The sequence below is a fragment of the Streptomyces sp. 184 genome, from assembly GCF_045781775.1.
In the GTDB taxonomy this organism is placed as follows: domain Bacteria; phylum Actinomycetota; class Actinomycetes; order Streptomycetales; family Streptomycetaceae; genus Streptomyces.
The window spans coordinates 5,456,021-5,473,209 of record NZ_CP123230.1 but is presented as its reverse complement, the minus strand read 5'-3'; the positions used below and the strand labels follow the sequence as shown (position 1 = coordinate 5,473,209).

At 73.7% G+C, this 17,189-nt stretch carries 11 protein-coding genes and 1 riboswitch; of the genes, 5 read left to right on the top strand and 6 right to left on the bottom strand.

Going from position 1 to position 17,189, the window contains the following annotated elements; genetic code table 11:
* Positions 1-90 precede the first annotated feature (90 nt).
* From cobN to QBL21_RS23175, 4 genes are read right to left on the bottom strand one after another with little or no spacing between them, the layout of a single operon-like run.
* A complete protein-coding gene (gene cobN, locus QBL21_RS23190) occupies positions 91-3,768 on the bottom strand; it encodes a cobaltochelatase subunit CobN (protein ID WP_407564143.1) in 3,678 nt (1,225 codons plus the stop codon).
* Positions 3,765-4,778, bottom strand: a complete 1,014-nt coding sequence (locus tag QBL21_RS23185) for a cobalamin biosynthesis protein (RefSeq protein ID WP_407564142.1) — start codon at positions 4,776-4,778, stop codon at positions 3,765-3,767. The genes cobN and QBL21_RS23185 overlap by 4 nt, the downstream gene beginning before the upstream one ends.
* Positions 4,775-5,566, bottom strand: a complete 792-nt coding sequence (locus QBL21_RS23180) for a CbtA family protein (protein ID WP_407566525.1) — start codon at positions 5,564-5,566, stop codon at positions 4,775-4,777. The genes QBL21_RS23185 and QBL21_RS23180 overlap by 4 nt, the downstream gene beginning before the upstream one ends.
* A gap of 26 nt (positions 5,567-5,592) precedes the next feature.
* A complete protein-coding gene (locus tag QBL21_RS23175; RefSeq protein ID WP_407564141.1) occupies positions 5,593-5,829 on the bottom strand; it encodes a CbtB domain-containing protein in 237 nt (78 codons plus the stop codon).
* A gap of 59 nt (positions 5,830-5,888) precedes the next feature.
* Positions 5,889-5,970, bottom strand: a riboswitch (cobalamin riboswitch).
* A 95-nt stretch (positions 5,971-6,065) separates the two neighbouring features.
* On the opposite strand from QBL21_RS23175, the gene QBL21_RS23170 reads away from it, so the two are divergent.
* The 5 genes from QBL21_RS23170 (at position 6,066) to QBL21_RS23150 (ending at position 13,169) form a co-directional block, all read left to right on the top strand.
* Entirely contained in the window at positions 6,066-6,797 is a 732-nt protein-coding gene (locus QBL21_RS23170) for a histidine phosphatase family protein (protein WP_407564140.1), read from the top strand.
* Positions 6,798-6,848: 51 nt separating this feature from the next.
* Positions 6,849-7,553, top strand: a complete 705-nt coding sequence (locus tag QBL21_RS23165) for a DsbA family protein (protein ID WP_407564139.1) — start codon at positions 6,849-6,851, stop codon at positions 7,551-7,553.
* A gap of 271 nt (positions 7,554-7,824) precedes the next feature.
* Positions 7,825-9,264, top strand: coding sequence for a PKD domain-containing protein (locus QBL21_RS23160; protein ID WP_407564138.1), 1,440 nt, complete (start codon positions 7,825-7,827; stop codon positions 9,262-9,264).
* Between the two features lie 56 nt (positions 9,265-9,320).
* On the top strand, positions 9,321-11,093 hold the full coding sequence (locus QBL21_RS23155) for a PKD domain-containing protein (protein ID WP_407564137.1): 1,773 nt from the start codon (positions 9,321-9,323) through the stop codon (positions 11,091-11,093).
* Between the two features lie 177 nt (positions 11,094-11,270).
* Positions 11,271-13,169, top strand: coding sequence for a PKD domain-containing protein (locus QBL21_RS23150; RefSeq protein ID WP_407564136.1), 1,899 nt, complete (start codon positions 11,271-11,273; stop codon positions 13,167-13,169).
* 28 nt (positions 13,170-13,197) lie between these two features.
* Here QBL21_RS23150 and QBL21_RS23145 read toward each other — a convergent pair whose 3' ends face one another.
* Together QBL21_RS23145 and thpD are read right to left on the bottom strand one after the other, a co-directional pair.
* Positions 13,198-16,065, bottom strand: a complete 2,868-nt coding sequence (locus tag QBL21_RS23145) for an ATP-binding protein (RefSeq protein ID WP_407564135.1) — start codon at positions 16,063-16,065, stop codon at positions 13,198-13,200.
* 226 nt (positions 16,066-16,291) lie between these two features.
* The gene (gene thpD / locus QBL21_RS23140; protein WP_407564134.1) at positions 16,292-17,185 is read right to left on the bottom strand and encodes an ectoine hydroxylase; all 894 of its coding nucleotides are present in this window, start codon (positions 17,183-17,185) and stop codon (positions 16,292-16,294) included.
* Positions 17,186-17,189 lie beyond the last annotated feature (4 nt).

Below are 17,189 nucleotides of genomic sequence, written 5' to 3'. Positions count from 1 at the left end.
TGACGGTCAACTGCTGCGATACACGGAAGAAACGTGTCAGCGTGTACGTGCCGGACGTGGAGCGGACTTGCACGGTCCGCGTCCTGTGGGTCATTCCTCCCCCTCCAGATCGCCCTCGAGTTCGAGGTAGATCTCCCGGAGCCGGGCCAGGGTCCGCTGGTCCGGCTCCGCCCACAGACCACGCTCGGCTGCCTCCAGCAGCCGTTCGCCGATCCCGCGCAGCGCCCACGGGTTGGCGCGCCGCATGAACTCCTGGTTCTCCGCGTCGAAGACGTACTCGGCGGCGAGCTTCTCGTACATCCAGTCGTCCACGACGCCCGCGGTGGCGTCGTAGCCGAACAGGTAGTCGACGGTGGCGGCCATCTCGAACGCGCCCTTGTAGCCGTGCCGCCGCATCGCCGCCGTCCACCGCGGGTTCACCACCCGGGCGCGGAAGACGCGGTGCGTCTCCTCGCCGAGCGTGCGCGTCCTCACCTGCTCGGGCACGGCGCTGTCGCCGATGTACGCCTCCGGCGAACCGCCCGTCAGATGGCGGACCATGGCCACCATGCCGCCGTGGTACTGGAAGTAGTCGTCGGCGTCGGCGATGTCGTGCTCGCGCGTGTCGACGTTCTTCGCCGCCACCTGGATCCGCCGGAACGCCGCCTCCATGTCGCCGCGCGCCGCCCGCCCGTCGAGCCCGCGGCCGTAGGCGTAGCCGCCCCAGACCGCGTACACCTCCGCCAGGTCGGCGTCCGAGCGCCAGTTGCGCGCGTCGATCAGCGGCAGCAGGCCCGCGCCGTACGCGCCGGGTTTGGAGCCGAAGATACGGGCGGTGGCGCGGCGGCGGTCGCCGTGGGCGGCGGTGTCCTCGTCCGCGTGCGCCCGTACGAAGTTCTCCTCCGGCGGCTCGTCCAGCTCCGCGACCGCGCGCACCGCGTCGTCCAGCAGCCCGACGACGTGCGGGAAGGCGTCGCGGAAGAAGCCGGAGATGCGTACGGTCACGTCGATGCGCGGGCGGCCCAGATCCGCGAGCGGCACCACCTCGAAGCCCGTCACCCGCCTGGAGGCGTCGTCCCACACCGGGCGGCAGCCCAGCAGCGCCAGGATCTCCGCGATGTCGTCGCCCTGGGTGCGCATGCAGGAGGTGCCCCAGACCGTCAGCCCCACGGACTTCGGGTACGCGCCGTGGTCGGCGAGGTGGCGGGCGAGGAGGGAGTCGGCGAGGGCGCCGCCGACGTCCCAGGAGAGCCGGGAGGGGATGGCCTTGGGGTCGACGGAGTAGAAGTTGCGGCCCGTCGGCAGCACGTTGACGAGACCGCGGGTGGGGGAGCCGGACGGTCCCGCGGGGACGTAGCCGCCGTCGAGCGCGTGCAGGACGTTGCCGATCTCGTCGCCCGTACGGGCCAGCCGCGGCACGACCTCCGCGCAGGCGAACTCCAGCACCCGCACCACGTCCGCCGTGGCCGCGTCGTCGGCGGCCCCGGCGCCCAGCACCCCGGCCACGACCTCCGGCACCTCCGCGCGCGCCCACCCGCGCTCCTCCATCCCCTCCGCCAGCCGCCGCGCCAGCGACTCCAGCAGGTCGACCGCGTCCGACGCCGTACGCGCCGGCCCCGCCGCCCGCTCCGTGAGCGCCGCCGGCACCGCGATCCGCGCCCCCGGCTGTGCCAGCAGCTCCGCCTCGACCAGCCCGACCCGCGCCGCGAGCGCCGCCCGCAGCCCCGGCAGCGCCCCGCCGGCACCGCCCCACACCTGCGCGGAACGCAGCACCGCCAGCGCCAGGTTCACCCGCGCCTCGCCGACCGGACCGGCGCCGAGGACGTGCAGCCCGTCCCGTATCTGCACGTCCTTGATCTCGCACAGCCAGCCGTCCACGTGCAGCACGAACTCGTCGAAGTCGGCGTCCTGCGGCTGCTCCGCCACATGCAGGTCGTGGTGCAGCTCCGCGGCCCGCACCAGCGTCCAGATCTGGCTGCGCACCGCCGGCGCCTTCGCCGGGTCCAGGTCGGAGACGAGCGCGTACTCGTCGAGCAACTGCTCCAGCTTCGCCAGGTCGCCGTAGGAGTCGGCCCGGGCCATCGGCGGCACCAGGTGGTCGACCACCGTGGCGTGCCCGCGGCGCTTGGCCTGGGTGCCCTCGCCCGGGTCGTTGACGATGAACGGGTACACCAGCGGCAGGTCGCCCAGCACCGCGTCCGGCGCGCACCCCGCCGACAGGCCGAGCCCCTTGCCGGGCAGCCACTCCATCGTGCCGTGCTTGCCCATGTGCACGAGCGCGTCGGCGCCGAACGTGCGGTCCAGCCAGCGGTACGCGGCCAGGTAGTGGTGCGACGGCGGCATGTCCGGGTCGTGGTAGATGGCGATGGGGTTCTCGCCGAAGCCGCGCGGCGGCTGGATCATCACCACGGCGTTGCCGAAGCGCAGCGACGCCAGCACGATCGCGGGTCCGTCGCCGCCGTCGTCCACGTACAGCTCGCCGGGCGGCTCGCCCCAGTGCTCGACCACCGAGGCCCGCAGCTCCGGGTCGAGTTCGGCGAACCACCGCTCGTAGTCGGCCAGCGGCACCCGCGCGGGCGCCGTCGCCAACTGCTCCTCCGTCAGCCACTCCACGTCGTGCCCGCCGGCGGCGATCAGCCGGTGGATCAGCTCGTCGCCGTCGTCGGGGTGGCCCTCGACGCCGTACCCCGCGTCCCGTAGCGCGTCGAGCAGCCGCACCGCAGAGACGGGCGTGTCCAGGCCCACGGCGTTGCCGACGCGCGAGTGCTTGGTGGGGTACGCGGTGAAGACGAGCCCGATCCGCTTGCCGTGGTTCGGCGTGTGCCGCAGCCGCGCGTGCCGCACGGCGATCCCCGCGACGCGCCCCGCCCGCTCCTCGTCGGCCACGTAGACCGGCACCCCGCCGGGACCGTCCTCCTTGAACGAGAACGGCACCGTCACCAGCCGCCCGTCGAACTCCGGGATCGCCACCTGCATCGCCGCGTCCATCGGCGACAGCGCCGCGTCCGACGCCAGCCAGGCGGCGCGCCCCGACGTCAGGCAGAGCCCCTGGAGCACCGGCACGTCCAGCTCCGCGAGCGCCCCGACGTCCCACGTCTCGTCGTCCCCGCCGGCGGAGGCGTCGCTCGGCCGGGTGCCGCCGGCGGCGAGCACGGTGGTCACCAGGGCGTCGGCGCGGCCCAGCACCTCGAAGAGCCCCGGGTCCGCGCCGCGCAGCGAACCGCAGTACACGGGCAGGGCGTTGGCGCCCCGCGCCTCGACGGCGGCGCACAGGGTGTCCACGAAGGCGGTGTTCCCGGACAGCTCGTGGGCGCGGTAGAAGAGCACGCCCACCGTGGGGCGGTCGTCCTTCAGGACGTACGAACCGTGCACCCCGTACGCCGGCATCCGCCGCGGCGCGGCGAAGCCCTCGCCGGTCAGCAGCACCGTGTCGGAGAGGAACCGGGCCAGCTCGGCGAGGTTCGCGGGCCCGCCCTCGACCAGGTACCGCAACGCCTCGGCGACCACACCCGCCGGTACGGACGACTCGGCCATCAACTCGGCGTCCGGCACGGACTCGCCCCCGAGCAGCACGGTGGGCACCCCGGCCGTACGCAGGGCGTCGAGGCCGTCCTCCCAGGCCCGCTTGCCGCCGAGGAGCCGTACGACGACGACGCCGACGCCGTCGAGGAGCGCGGGCAGGTCGGCGGGGCCGGTGCGCGCGGGGTTGGCGATGCGGAAGTCCGCGCCGCAGGCGCGGGCGGCGAGGAGGTCGGTGTCGGCGGTGGACAGCAGGAGCACGGTCGTCATGCGGGACTCGCTTCGGTGGGGAGCAGGGCGGCGCCGGTCGTGGTGAGGAGAGCGAGCAGGCAGACGCGCCCGGAGAGCCGTACGGCCCGCTCGATGTCGCGTACCTCCGGGGGCCGTCCGGCCGGATTGAGCACGGCCCGGTGCTCGCTGCGCCCCCCGTACGACAACTCCCCGCCGAGCCGCAGCCCGAGCGCACCGGCGAACGCGGCTTCCACCGGGCCGGCGTTGGGGCTGGGGTGCCGGGGCCCGTCGGCGCGCCAGACGCGGCGGGCGGCGCGCGGGTCGGGCCCGGCGAACGTCGCGAGCGCGGCGGTGAGCCGGGCGCCGGGTCCGCCGACGAGATCGTCGAGCCGGGCGGCGGCCCAGCCGAAGCGCAGGTAGCGGGCGGACCTGTGCCCCACCATGGCGTCGAGGGTGTTGACGGCCCGGAACCCGACGAGCCCGGGAACCCCGCCGAGCGCCCCCCAGACCAGAGCGCCGACGACGGCGTCGGAGGTGTTCTCGGCGACGGACTCGACCACGGCCCGCGCGATGTCGGCCTCGCCGAGGGCCTGCGGATCGCGCCCGCAGAGCCGGGGGAGACGGCGGCGGGCGTCTTCGAGGTCGTGGCTGCGGAGGGCGTGGGCGATGCCGAGGGCCTCGCGGCGCAGCGAGGCGCCGCCGAGGACGGCCCAGGTGGCGAGGGCGGTGAGGACGATCCCGGGGGCCTGACCCCCGACCCCGCCCGTGCACCCCGCGGGACCCCGCCGCGACACCCTCGTGCGGGTCGCCGCCGTGGCCACGGCGGCGGCGGCCACCGTGGCGCCCACGCAGAGCGCCGTGTGCAGCACCCCCGCGCGTCGGGTGTCGCGCCAGAGCCGGGCTTCGAGCGCAGCCGCGGCACGGCCGAACCCCGCCACCGGGTGCCCGCGGCGGGGGTCGCCGAAGACGCGGTCGGCGGCGTATCCCAGGGTGGCGCCCAGTGCGTACGGGACGGAACGTGCCGCGGCGTCGGGGAGGAACCCCCTCATCCCGTCACAGGCGCCTTCCGCACCCGCCCCACCTCACCGCGCAGCAGCAACCTCTCCGCCAACTCCCCGAAGAGCAACCCGAACCCGATCCACAGCACCCCGTGCACCGCCACCGACGCCAGCCGGAACCGCCACAGCAGATCCCCGGGAAACCCCTCCGGCACCGCCACCGACGACTCCGGCAGCAGCGCCACCGCCACCCCCGCCGCCGCCACGAACAGAGCACCGCCCGCCACCGTCGCGTACCAGCCGCCCAGCCGCGGCACCAGCCGCCGCCCGACCACCGCCGCGCCGACCGCCAGCAGCACGCTCAGCAGCACCATCAGGAAGTACTGGGTCGTCCGTTCGCCGACCGTCTCCGGGTCGCCGACGCCCGGCGGGTTCGCCGGATACTTCAGGAACGGCACCGCGTAGACCGCGACCAGCCCGCCCAGCGCCAGCAGCAGCGCCGTCGCCCGCGGCCCGAAGCGGCCGACGCGGCCCAGCGCGTACGCGACGGCCAGGGCGGCGAGGCCGCCGAACGCGACGCCGTAGACGAGCATGCCCGTGGCGAGCCCGGCCGTGGACTGCAAGGAGCGGCTGACGAGTTCCTCGTCCGCACCGGCGCCGGAGTCGGCACCGGAACCGTGACCGTGGCCGTGGCCGCCCGCCGCGTGCGCCTCCTGGTCGATCGCCGCGTCCACCTGCGGCTCGCCCAGGACGTACGCGACGACCAGCGCCGGCACACCCGCACCGAGCCCCGCGAGCATGCCGCGCAGCAGCAGCCCGCGCACGGCGGCGGAGTTCACCGTAATCACCGAGATCACACCCCTGCTCAGTGGCAGGGGAAGCCGAGCAGGTGCCGGCCGTCGTGCAACCACTCGTGCACGCCTTCGCCGGACACCACGGACGTCGCACCCTGTTCGGCGCCGACGAAGTACAGCAGGACGAGCATCAGGATCCCGCCGAACAGCGCCCACGGGGCGAGGGTCTTCGGCGAGACGGGGGTGATGAGCGGGCCGGCCGGTCCGTCGGCGGCGGGTGTGGCGGGTGACACGGCTGACTGGGCCATGCGGAAGACCTCCCGGGGATCACGCGTCCCATACGGTGGAGCAGCTCACGACGGTGCGGGTCTGACTCACCGAACTCCGCCCCTGGCGGGCGTCGTCCGGCTCACAGTGGCGCGGCCGTGCCGGATTCTCACCGGGCTTCCGTTGCGCCGTCGTATTCGGTTGACGAGGTGACGATACCGTCGCCTGCGGGCCGGCGGCCATACGGCGTCCGCCGGTCGAGACACGGAAGGGGCAGGTGAGACGGCTGGTGACGGTCCGGGTGATACTCGTCACGCCGGCGGTCAACGCCGAGCTGCGGCACGCGGTGTTCGGCGCGGACGAGCCGCTGGACGCGGCGGGCCGACGTGCGGCGGAGCGCGCGGGCGCCCACGCGGCGGCTGCGCTGCGTACGCACACGCCGGCATACGCCGCACCGTCGGTCCGCTGCCGGCAGACCGCCGACGCGCTGGGGCTCGCGGCGGAGCCGGAGGCGGAGCTGGCGGACTGGGACGTCGGCCGCTGGCGCGGGCGGGGCCTGGAGGAGCTGGCGGCGGCGGAGGGCGAGGCGGTACGGGCCTGGCTGACGGATCCGGCGGCGGCCCCGCACGGCGGGGAGTCGCTGCTCCAGTTGCGGGGCCGGGTGGGCGTGTGGCTCGACGGCCTGGCCGGTGCGCCCGGCCCGGAGGGCCCGCACGTCGCCGGCGACGCGAACGGGGCCGAGCACGGCCGCCCACCTGAGAGCCGCCGCGTCGTCGCCGTCGCCGAGGCCGCCGCGGTACGGGCCGCGGTGGTGCACGCGCTCGACCTGCCCTCGGCGGCGTTCTGGCGGCTGGACGCGCCGCCCCTGAGCGGCACCGAGCTGACCGGCCGCGCCGGCCGCTGGAACCTGCGGGTCGGAGTCCCGCTGACCCCGGCCCCGGACGGAGCCCCCGGAGCGGACGCCGACGAGGACCCCGAAGAGGACCCCGCCGCGGACCCCGGCCGCTGAGCCCGGTCCGCGCGGGGAATACCGCCCACCGCCCCGCCCGTTTGCGCCCTCATGCGAGTAGAGATCTGGTCCGACGTCATCTGCCCCTGGTGCTACATCGGCAAGGCCCGGTTCGAGAAGGGCCTCGCGGCCTTCGCCGGCCGGGACGGCGTCGAAGTGGTGCACCGCTCGTTCGAGCTGTCCGCCGGGGCGCCGCGGGACGGCGGGAAGACCGTCGGTGCGGAGCTGAAGGCCAAGTACGGCTGGGACGACGCGCAGCTCAAGGCGATGGAGGACCGGGTCGGCGCCGCCGCCGCGAGCGAAGGGCTCGGCATGCGCCACGACCGGTTCGTCACCGGCACCTTCGACCTGCACCGCCTCCTGCACCTCGCCAAGGAGCGCGGCCTCCAGGACCGGCTGCTCGACGCTCTCTACGCGGCGACCTTCGCCGAAGCCCGCCCGATCGGCGAGGACGACACCCTCGTCGAGATCGCCACCGGCGCCGGCCTCGACGCCGACGAGGTGCGCCGGGTGCTCGCGGACGACACCGCCTACGCCGACGCCGTACGCGCCGACGAGAAGGAGGCCGCGGAGCTGGGCGCCACCGGCGTGCCGTTCTTCGTCATCGACCGCCGCTTCGCCGTCTCCGGCGGCCAGCCGGCGCCGGTCTTCACACAGGCCCTGGAGCAGGCCGCCGCCGCGGGCGGCCTCCAGACCGTCGCGGGCGCGGCCGACGACGGCGCCGCCTGCGCGGACGACGCCTGCGACGTCCCGTAGCGGACGGCCGCGGGACCCCTCGCCCCCGCTGCTCCGCGTGCGCGGCCTCGCCCCGACTCTCCGGCCGTCGCGTCCGCGGAACAATCCGTGGACCTACGCAATCAACTCCCCCCGCGGCCCGTATACCCGCGAAATAGCGCAGGACAGAACCGCGCAAAGATCCGTAGGGCTACGGACACTTATGCGGATTGTTTAGTACCGCATGCCTCTCGATCCTCTGGGGCACGGCCACGTTCCCGTGACGGTGGCCGCGCCACGCGAGGGAGAATGCATGAGAGGCAAGCGAAGACTGCGCTGCGGCGGCATCGCCGGGCTCGTCACCGGCCTGGTGCTGCTGGCGCTCGGCCCCGCGGTGTCGGCGGCGGTGGCCGTACCCCCTGACGACCCGTCGTTCGAGGCGGTCACCCCGAGGGACGCCGAGCCGCACGACGGCCCGACCACCCAGATCGTCGGCGGCGACCCGGCGTCCGTGCGCGACCACCCGTTCATCATCTCGATGCTGCGCGAGGGAGGCTCCAGGCCGCAGGGCCAGACCTGCACCGCGGCCGTGGTCGCCCCGCGGGTGATCGTCACCGCGGCGCACTGCAAGGACGGCCAGGGTACGAAGACCATGCTGTACGGCTCGGACGACCTGACCGGCCCGGGCGGCACGGAAATCGAGATCGAGCACTACTTCCAGCACCCGAACTACCGGCCGCCCAACGGCTGGCAGACGGGCTGGGACGTCGGCATCGTCGTCACCAGGACCGACATCCCGGTGCCGGACGGCTTCGAGTTCCCGAGGGTCGCCGACTCCGGCGACGCGAACCTCACCCGGCCCGGCGCTTCGTCGCTGCTCCTCGGCTACGGCCGCGTGCGGGACGGCGAGAACGAGTTCGGCCACCTGCGGAAGGTGGAGGGCTACCCGATCGTCGACGGCGGCAGCACCTGCGGCTCCTTCGGCTCGTTCAACGGCCAGTACATGGTGTGCGGCGGGTACGCCGACGGCCACGACGGCATCTGCCAGGGCGACAGCGGCGGGCCGATGCTGGTCGACGGAGTGATCGTCGGTGTCGCCTCGTGGGTGCGGGTCGGCTGCAACAGCTACGGCGCCTGGGGCCGGCTCACCAACGAGATGGGCGACTGGGCCAACGAGTTGATCGACGAATGGGGCGGCGGTCCCGGTCCGGGGGTGCCGACCGCGGCGTTCGAGGCGGGCTGCGCGGAGTCGCTGGAGTGCGCGTTCGACGCCTCCGGGTCGTCGGACGAGGGCGGTTCGATCGCCTCGTACGCCTGGGACTTCGGCGACGGCGGGACAGGGACGGGTGTTACTCCGTCCCACAGCTACGGGTCGGCGGGTTCCTACGACGTGACGCTGACGGTGACGGACGACGAGGGCAACTCCGACGAGGTCACGAAGTCGGTACGTGCGGGTCAGCCGCCTGCGGGCGAGGCGCCGTCTGCGTCGTTCACGGCGTTCTGCCAGTGGGCGAGCTGCACCTTCGACGCGAGCGGTTCCACCGATCCGGACGGTGACATCGCGTCGTACGCCTGGACGTTCGGTGACGGCAAGACCGGCACGGGGCGCTCCGCGACGCACGCCTACCCCAGCGCGCAGGGCAATTACACCGCCCAGCTCACGGTGACCGACAAGGCCGGCAACACCGACACCAGCAGCAAACCGATCACCTGCTGGAGCTTCGGCGCCCAAGCCTTCTGCTTCAGCCAGTGACCGACGCGGCCCTGTCCGGGCCCCGGTTTCCCTGCCACTCCTGTGAGGAGACGTCCATGTCCCACCCTGCAAAGAGAAACCGGCTCGCCGGCGCGTGTCTCGGCGTGGCCGCGACCATCGGCCTCGTACTGAGCGGCGTCGGTTCCGCCGGCGCCGCCGACACCCCCGGCGGGCAGATCGTCAACGCGGACGTGCCGGAGGCGATATCGGGCAGCTACATCGTCGCCCTGGAGGGCGCGCCCTCCACGTCCCCGCGCGTCCAGGCCACCGTGACGGCGAAGGCCGAAGCCCTGACGGACCGGTACGGCGGCGAGGTCGGCTACGTGTACTCGGCCGCGCTGCGCGGCTTCTCGGCGGAGATGAGCGAGGCGCAGGCGAAGCGCCTCGCGGCCGATCCGGCGGTGCGGTACGTCGAGCAGGACGCGAAGGTCGAGGCCACCGAGACCTGGGGCCTGGACCGCGTCGACCAGCGCGACCTGCCGCTGGACGACGGCTACACGCCGCCCAACGACGGCTCCGGCGTCACGGCGTACATCGTGGACACCGGGATGGATCTCGACCACCCCGGCTACGGCGGCCGGGCGAGCAGCGGCTACGACTTCATCGACGACGACGGCGACGCGAGCGACTGCCAGGGCCACGGGACCCACGTCGGCGGCACGGTCGGGAGCGGGACCTGGGGCGTGGCCAAGAACGTCGACCTGGTCGCGGTGCGGGTGCTCGACTGTAGCGGGAACGGCTCGTACGCGGCGGTCATCGGCGGCATCGACTACGTCACCGAGAACGCCCCGCAGGCCGCAGTCGGCAACATGAGCCTCGGGGGGCCCGAGGACGTCGCGGTGAACGAGGCCGTGACCAACTCGACCGAGGCGGGAGTCCCCTGGGCGGTCGCCGCGGGCAACTTCGACGAGGACGCGTGCAACACGAGCCCGGCGAGCACGCCGTCCGCGCTCACGGTCGCCGCGTCGGACACGCAGGACCGGCGCAGCATCTGGACCGGCGGCCAGGCGTCCAACTGGGGGCGCTGCGTCGACCTCTTCGCTCCCGGCACCAACATCACCTCCACCACCATGGGCGGCGGCAGCGGCGGAAGCAGCGGTACGTCCATGGCCAGCCCGCACGTGGCCGGCGCGCTGGCCCTCGCGGTGAGCGCCGACCCGAGCGCGTCGGTGGCGGACCTCAACGCCGAGATCGTGGACACCGCGACCCCCGGCGTGATCACCGACACCAAGGGCTCGCCGAACAAGCTGCTGTACGTCGGTGACCTCGGCGGCGGTCCCGTTCCGGGGGTGCCGACCGCGGCGTTCGAGGCGGACTGCGCGGAGTCGCTGGAGTGCGCTTTCGACGGCTCCGGTTCGTCGGACGAGGACGGTTCGATCGCTTCGTACGCCTGGGACTTCGGTGATGGCAAGAGCGGCGAGGGGGCAACCCCGTCCCACACCTACGGGTCGGCGGGTTCCTACGACGTGACGCTGACGGTGACGGACGACGAGGGCAACTCCGACGAGGTCACGAAGTCGGTACGTGCGGGTCAGCCGCCTGCGGGTGAGGCGCCGTCTGCGTCGTTCACGGCGTTCTGCCAGTGGGCGAGCTGCACCTTCGACGCGAGCGGTTCCACCGATCCGGACGGTGACATCACGTCGTACGCCTGGACGTTCGGTGACGGCAAGACCGGCACGGGGCGCTCCGCGACGCACGCCTACCCCAGCGCGCAGGGCAATTACACCGCCCAGCTCACGGTGACCGACAAGGCCGGCAACACCGACACCGCCACCAAACCCATCACCTGCTGGAGCTTCGGCGCCCAAGCCTTCTGCTTCAGCCAGTGACCCAGGCACCCGCGGCGCCTGTCCCGGCACCAACCGCCGCGGGTGCCCTCCGTAACGCCGCTGCCCGGGCGCGCGCGAACCTGCCCAACCGCGCGCCCGGGCAGCGGCTACCGGGACATCTCCTGCTGGAGCTTCGGCACCCGAGCCTTCCGCTTCTCCCTAACGGAGGAAGAACCCATGAACGTGAAGCACGAGCACCGACGGCGAGCCCTCGGGCTGCTGGTCGGCGCTGCCACGACCGCCGCGCTCCTGGCCGGCACCGGCCCGGCGCAGGCCACGGAGGGCACGGTGCTCAGCCTCGGCGCGCCCGACGCCATCCCGGGCCACTACATCGTCGGGCTGCACGGCGCCACGTCGCTCGCACCGGCCGCGTCCTCGACGGTGAGCACCCAGGCCGAATCGCTCACCGACCGGTACGGCGGTGAGGTCGGCCACGTGTACTCGGCCGCGCTGCGCGGCTTCTCGGCGGAGATGGGCGAGACGCAGGCGAAGCGCCTCGCCGCAGATCCGGCGGTCGACTTCGTGCAGCAGTCGCTGTGGGTCCGGTCCGCGGCCGTGCCGGCCGTCCCGGCGGACCTCGCGGCCCGGCCCGGTCCGGCGGAGGCCGCGGACGCCGCGGAAGCCGCGGACCCGGCGGCCACCGCGCGCTCCGCGGGCGAGCAGCCCGACCCGCCGTCCTGGGGGCTCGACCACGTCGACGGCGCCGTCGACGACACGTACCGCTATCCGAACACCGGCACCGGCGTCACCGTCTACAACACCGACACCGAGCTGAACCTGGACCACGTCTCCTTCGAGGGCCGGGCCGAGTCGGGCTACGACTTCGTGGACGACGACGGCAACGTCAACGACTGCAAGGGCCAGTTCGACGGGGGGCACGGCACCCACACCGGCGGCACCTCCTCCAGCGAGGGCTACGGCGTGGCCAAGGACGTCGCGGTCGTCGGCGTCAAGGTGCTCGACTGCGGCGGGAACGCACCCGACGCGGTGTCCATCGAGGGCATCGACTGGGTGACGCAGAACGCCCGAAAGCCCGCGGTCGCGAACGCCAGTTGGGTGTCCGGCGGCGCGGGCGCCGACCCCGAGGGCATCAACCGGGCTATCCGCAACTCCATCGCGTCCGGGATCACCTGGGTGGCCGCGGCGGGCAACGACAACCAGGACGCCTGCGGCTTCAGCCCCGGGCAGGTCCCCGAGGTGATCACCGTCGCCGGGACCAACAGCGGCAAGGGCGAGTACAGCCTGTCCAACCACGGAAGCTGCATCGACATCTACGCCCCCGCCGACGGCATCACCTCCGCCAGCAACTCCGACAACGACGGCAGCAAGGGCATGTCCGGCACGTCGATGGCCGCCCCGCACGTGAGCGGCGCCGCCGCGCTGTACCTGTCGGGGCATCCGGACGCCACGCCGCAGGAGGTACGGGACGCGCTGGTGGACGCCGCGGTGAGCGGCTGGGTGTCCAATCCCGGGCCGGGGTCGCCGAACAGGTTCCTCGACGTGACCGACCTGGGCGGCGGCGAGCCGCAGCCGGGCCGGCCGACCGCGGCGTTCGAGGCGGACTGCGCGGAGTCGCTGGAGTGCGCTTTCGACGGCTCCGGGTCGTCGGACGAGGGTGGTTCGATCGCTTCGTACGCCTGGGACTTCGGTGATGGCAAGAGCGGCGAGGGGGCAACCCCGTCCCACAGCTACGGGTCGGCGGGTTCCTACGACGTGACGCTGACGGTGACGGACGACGAGGGCAACTCCGACGAGGTCACGAAGTCGGTACGTGCGGGTCAGCCGCCTGCGGGTGAGGCGCCGTCTGCGTCGTTCACGGCGTTCTGCCAGTGGGCGAGCTGCACCTTCGACGCGAGCGGTTCCACCGATCCGGACGGTGACATCGCGTCGTACGCCTGGACGTTCGGTGACGGCAGGACCGGCACGGGGCGCTCCGCGACGCACGCCTACCCCAGCGCGCAGGGCAATTACACCGCCCAGCTCACGGTGACCGACAAGGCCGGCAACACCGACACCAGCAGCAAACCGATCACCTGCTGGAGCTTCGGCGCCCAAGCCTTCTGCTTCTCCCAGTAGGTCCCGCCCAGCGCGGCACAGGCGGGCGTCAGGGCAACCCGGCGATGTCGGACCGGGACCTGACGCCCAGCTTGCGCAGCACCTTGGCGACGTGCTGCTCGACGGTACGGGGGGAGAGGAACAGGACGTCGGCGATCTGCCGGTTGGTCAGTCCGCGCGACGCCAGCCGGGCGACGTCCTGTTCCCTCGGCGACAGCGCGCCGCCGTAACCGCGCCGGCCCCGCCGCGACGGGGTGCTGCCGCCGTGGCTGCGCAGGTCGTGCCGGCAGCGGGCGGCGTCGCGGGTCGCGGAGAGCGCTTCGAAGACGTCGGCGAGTGCGGCCAGCTCGTCGTTCGCGCCGGCGTCGCCGAGGGCGAGCCGGCCCAGCGTCACCCGCTCCGCCGCCAGCGCCGCCAGGTACGGTGCGGGGAGCTGCCCGTACGCCGCCTGCGCCGCGCCGAAGTGGCCGACCGCGGCGGTCAGGGCACCGTCCGCCTCCGCCAGCTCGCCCCGGCACACGAGCAGGGCGGCGTGCGCGAGGGGCGCGTCGCGATCGGCCATCCCGTCGGCCAGCTCCTCGACGAACGCGCGGGCCTCGTCCGTACGGCCGGCGGCGAGCAGCGTGCGGACCGCGACCGGCGCCAGGTCGGCCGACCAGGTCCACACCCCCTTGCGGCGCAGCACCGCGATGCCCTCTTCCGCCGCCTGGGCCGCACCGCCCGCGTCGTTCTGCGACAGCCGCATCCAGGCGAGTCCGGCGAAGCCGCCGATCACGATCGGCGAGATGGCGTCGTCCGGAGCCTCGATACCGGTGTGGGTGAAGTGCGTCTCGGCGGCGGGCCACTCGCCACGGGAGACCGCCAGGAGCCCCAGCACGAGGGACAGTTCGCTCGCCACCGGCAGCAGGTCCCGGTAGTCGGCGAGCAGCCGGTGCGCGCGGTCGGCGAGTCCGGACCAGGCGCCGGTGTACCAGTCGAGCCGTACCTGCGTCGACCGGGCCGTGCTGATGACGAACGGGCTGCCGGCCGACGCGGCGAGCTGCGTGCCGGTCGCCAGGAACTCGCGTGCCTGCGCGAAGTGGCCGACGGACGTGCAGGCGTCCGCGAGGTTGCAGCGGGCCCTGGCGAGCTGCCGCCGCTCGCCGGCGTCCTCGGCCGTCTGCGGCAGGGTGAGCAGTTCGGCCTGCACGGTCGGGTCGCCGACGTGCAGCCGCGAGCCGAGCAGGTTCGCCAGCAGGGAGATGCGCAGCTCCGGGTCCTCGCACCGCGCGAGCCGGCGCTCGGTCTCGGCCAGCAGCACCCGTTGCTCGGTGAACGGCGCGCTGCCGATGAACGGGGTGCCGAGCAGCGCGACGCCCTTCGCCGCCAGGTCGGGACGTTCGGACAGGTCCGCCACGGCGCGGCGTATCTCCGCGCGCGCCGCCTCGATGCCGCCCTTCTGCCGCACCAGCAGCAGGCCCAGGAGGAGGCGGACCTCGCCCCGCGCGGCCGTGGCCAGCCGCCGGTCGTTGAGCAGGCGCTCCAAGGTGGCCACCGGGTCGTGCTGGTCCAGTCCCGTGTACGCGACGTTGCCCAGCTTGACGGCGAGCCGGTCGACGTCGGGGCCCGTGAGGTCGGGCTCGGCCACCAGCCGTTGCAGCATGCCGGTGGCGGCGGACGGGTCGCCGACGGCCGTGGCGAGGTCGGCCGCCCGCTCGCCGTAGCGCAGCCAGTCGGCGGTGCGGCCGGCGTTGCGGCTGTGCTCGGCAAGCTGGACCAGCGGCGGCGGGTCGAGCCGTTCGAGCGCGCCGATCGCCGCCGCGTGCAGGTCCTGCCGGACGGGCCCGCTCAGCGTGTCGTACACGGCCTGCCGGGCGAGCGTGTGCCGGAAGCCGTACCGGGCGGGTTCGGTCTCGAACAGCACCCCGCTCTCCGCGGCCTGGGTGAGCGCGCCCCACGCGGTCGCGGAGTCGGTCCCGGCGACCGCGGTGAGCTGCTCGACCCGCGACGGCACGCCGAGGACGGCCGCCGCGTGCACCAGCCGCCGGGTCGGCGCGGGCAGTCCGGCCAGGCGATCGGCCATCGCGTCCCGCAGCAGGACCGGGACCCGGACGTCGTCGAAGGCCCGGTCGGTGCGGCGGTACGCGCCGGCCGCGGCCCCCGTGCGCCACGTGCGCAGCAGCTCCTCCACCACGAACGGGATGCCCGCGGTGCGTTCGTGCAGGCGGGCGGCGAGGTCGTCGGAGACCGAGTCCTCCGCCAGGATCGCCGCCGCCAGCTCGCCGACCCCGGCGACGTCGAGCGGTTCGAGCTGGAGCACCACGCTGGAAACCCGGTCGGGCGGGCGGTAGGCGGTGCCGAGCGGCGGCTGCCCGGCAAGGTCCTCGCGGCGGTAGGTGACCATCACGGACAGGTCGGGCGGCGGGTCGCCCATCACGAACCGCAGCATCTGCCGGGTGCTGTCGTCGGCCCACTGGAGGTCCTCCACGACGAGCAGCGCCGGCCCGATCGCACCCATCAGCTCCCGCGCGGCCCGCAGCGTCCGGTGCCGCTCGGCGTGCGGATCGCCGATGGGCACGGGTGGCGGCGGCAGCAGGTCGGCCAGTTCGGGCAGCAGCGGGCGCAACGCACCGGCGACCGGGCTCAGCTCGGGGACCGGCAGCCCCGCCAGCGACCGTAGCGCCTCGATCACCGCCCCGAACGGGAACGGCTCCCGGAGCTGCTGGCAGTGCCCCACCATCGGACGCAGGGACGCGAGGCGCGGCTGGGCGAGCAGTTCGTGCACGAGCCGCGTCTTGCCGACCCCCGCCTCACCCTCGATCAGCACCACGGTCGAGCCGTTCGTGACCGTCCTGAGCAGCACCTCCAGCTCCATGCCGCGTCCGACGAGCACCGGCGAGCTGGTACGCACCACGGTCACGCCGCGTCCGCTGGCCATCTCACTCCCTCGTGATGCCGACAGCCGGTTCGTACCCACTCAGCCTAGGCGCAGTTGGTCATGGACACGCCTGGTCGTAGCCATGCGCGTGGAGTCGGTCGAGCCGGGAGCGGCGGGGCAAGAGCCCTCGTCCGGGGTTGCGCGGGCCACCGCCACAAGCCGGAAGCCGAAGCCTCCGGAGTAACCGGAGGCTTCGGCTTCCCGGCCGGGCGGAGAACGCCCGCCGTCACATCACCGGCGTGAAGTCCCGCGCGCCGATGAAGTCCGGCCGCCGCACGGGTGCCGCGAACGGCTCCACCGCCGCGTTCTCCACGCTGTTGAAGACGAGGAAAACGTTGCTGCGCGGGTACGGGGTGATGTTGTCGCCCGAGCCGTGCATGCAGTTGCAGTCGAACCAGGTCGCCGCCCCGGCCCCGCCGGTGAACAGCTTGATGCCGTGCGCGTCGGCCATCTCCGCCAGCGCCCCGTCCGACGGCGTGCCGGCGTCCTGCATCTGGAGCGACTTCTTGTAGTTGTCCTTCGGCGTGGCGCCCGCGCAGCCGAGGAACGTCCGGTGCGACCCCGGCATGATCATGAGGCCGCCGTTGGTCTCGTAGTTCTCCGTCAGCGCGATCGAGACCGACACGGTCCGCATGTTCGGCAGGCCGTCCTCGGCGTGCCAGGTCTCGAAGTCCGAGTGCCAGTAGAAGCCCGAGGCCCCGAACCCGGGCTTGATGTTGATCCGGCTCTGGTGGATGTACACGTCGGAGCCGAGGATCTGCCGTGCGCGGTCGAGGACGCGCTCGTCGCGCACCAGCTTCCCGAAGACGTCGCTGATCTTGTGGATTTCGAAGATGGAGCGCACGGACTGCGTGCTGGCCTCGATGATCGAGCGCTCGTCGGCCCGGATCTGCGGGTCGGCGACGAGCCGGTCCAGCTCGGCCCGGTACGTCTCCACCTCATCCGCGGTGATCAGTTGGTCGACCGTCAGGAAGCCGTTGCGCTCGTAGCCCTCCAGCTCCCACGGCGGGATGGGCCCGTCGGCACCCGGTTCCGACCAGACCACCGGGTCCTGACGCGGCGTGCTCACTTCTTCGGCGCCGCGCGTCGGGTAGAGGTCGGTGACCGTCGGGGTGGCCATGGTT